This window comes from uncultured Campylobacter sp. (assembly GCF_937949835.1).
In the GTDB taxonomy this organism is placed as follows: Bacteria; Campylobacterota; Campylobacteria; order Campylobacterales; family Campylobacteraceae; genus Campylobacter_B.
On sequence record NZ_CALEDC010000497.1, the window covers coordinates 1 to 1409 of the forward strand.

Genomic DNA, 1409 nt, shown 5'->3' on the forward strand with positions numbered 1-1409 from the left:
TTTGCGTCGGAGACGGTTTTTTGCATCTCGTCTTTGTATTTCTCAATCTTCTGCAAAACCTCTTTCGCTCGATCGGGAAATGGCACTATTTTTTCTGCGACAGCCAAAATTTCCCTACAGATCTGCGTAAATTCTTTATCTTGCATTATGGCTTTATCCTCTCTTTCATAAATTTATCCAGCGCCGCAAGATCAGCCCTTCCTTCTTTTTTACCGTTTTGAAAAGCAATGAAATCGTAAATGAAATTTCGCCACGAAAGATTTCTCGTCAGAGCGACATTGGCTAGCCAGAAGTCGAGCTTGTTTATAAAACTTTCTTCAAATGTATATTTTTCATCCAGGGCATACTTGACGCTATACGGTTTTAGATATCCGCTCCGCGCAAGCGCGGTAGGCAGATCGGGCGTGTTTTCATCGAAGTTATTTAGCTCGTATTCGCAGAGCGATCTTTGATAAAAGCTCCTGTATTTTTGGTAAAAATCGTCTCGTCCGCGTTTTGCGGCGATTCCGTAAAGCAGAGCGCTTATCAAACTATCGTCTTTAAAATCGATCTCGTCGCTATCATTCGCGGGAAGCTTAAATTTACGCACGAAGTAGTCGCCCCCCAAGTGATACGCCACCTCGAAGCTGCGGTGATCTATCTCGATCATCTCAAGCGGAGTGATAGCCTTGCAAATCTCCAGCGCCGCTTCGCCCATCAGCGTCTTGATCTCCTCGTCGCTCGGAGCCAAGACGTCCGGGCGAGTCGCGATTTGCAGTCTTTCCTTGAAATTTGCAAAAGTCATCTCTTATCCTTATTTGGGGCAGGCTTACCTGCCCCCGTGTTTTAGGCTGCTAGGTTCTTCACCCAAGCAAAGGCCACCGGCGTGCAGACTCGAAGCGTGAATTCGGTCAAAATTTCCTTTTTGATCTCGTCGTTCTCGCTCGGAAGTTCCCTTTTTCTAGTGTTTCTCCAGTCTACCTTGTAGATATCGTCGCTTCTAAACGCGATCAGCTCAGTATCCGCAAGCTCCGGGCTTAGCAGGATTTTTACGCTGTCGCCGTATTGAGAGTCGATCGCCTGGACTTTGTCGTGGAGATATTCCACCGTATTGTTTACCTGCTTGATCTTGTCGATGAGATCCATGATCTTATCGAGCTGCTTATCATTCACCAAGATAAAATCATACGGGCGGCTTTTCTTGTGTCCTACTTTGAGCACGTCTCTAAGCGTTTGCATGCTTAGCGTGGCGTTTTTTGCATCAATCGTGTTTGTTACGGTGGCAAAGCTTTTCAGTCCACCGCACTTTCCCGCGGCCTTTGATGCGCCGGTATTGACGCGCGCAAGAGCCGCCTGATCGCTCAGCAGAATCTTCTCGATCGTCTGCTTGTGGCGGATGCCCGCAAGATCGCCCGCACGAGCGAGCACCA

General features: G+C 47.8%; 2 protein-coding genes. Both read right to left on the minus strand.

Annotated features, from left to right (window positions below; translation table 11 throughout):
* Nucleotides 1-145: 145 nt before the first annotated feature.
* Complete coding sequence (locus Q0256_RS11030) at nucleotides 146-784, minus strand: hypothetical protein (RefSeq protein WP_297963073.1); 639 nt, start codon at nucleotides 782-784, stop codon at nucleotides 146-148.
* A 41-nt stretch (nucleotides 785-825) separates the two neighbouring features.
* Nucleotides 826-1409: DUF5309 family protein (locus Q0256_RS11035; RefSeq protein WP_297963074.1), on the minus strand; the 584-nt coding region annotated here is incomplete at its 5' end.

Bases quoted from the DNA above. Each gene is read 5' to 3' on its own strand.
- Q0256_RS11030 (WP_297963073.1), bottom strand. From the start codon at position 784: ATGACTTTTGCAAATTTCAAGGAAAGACTGCAAATCGCGACTCGCCCG.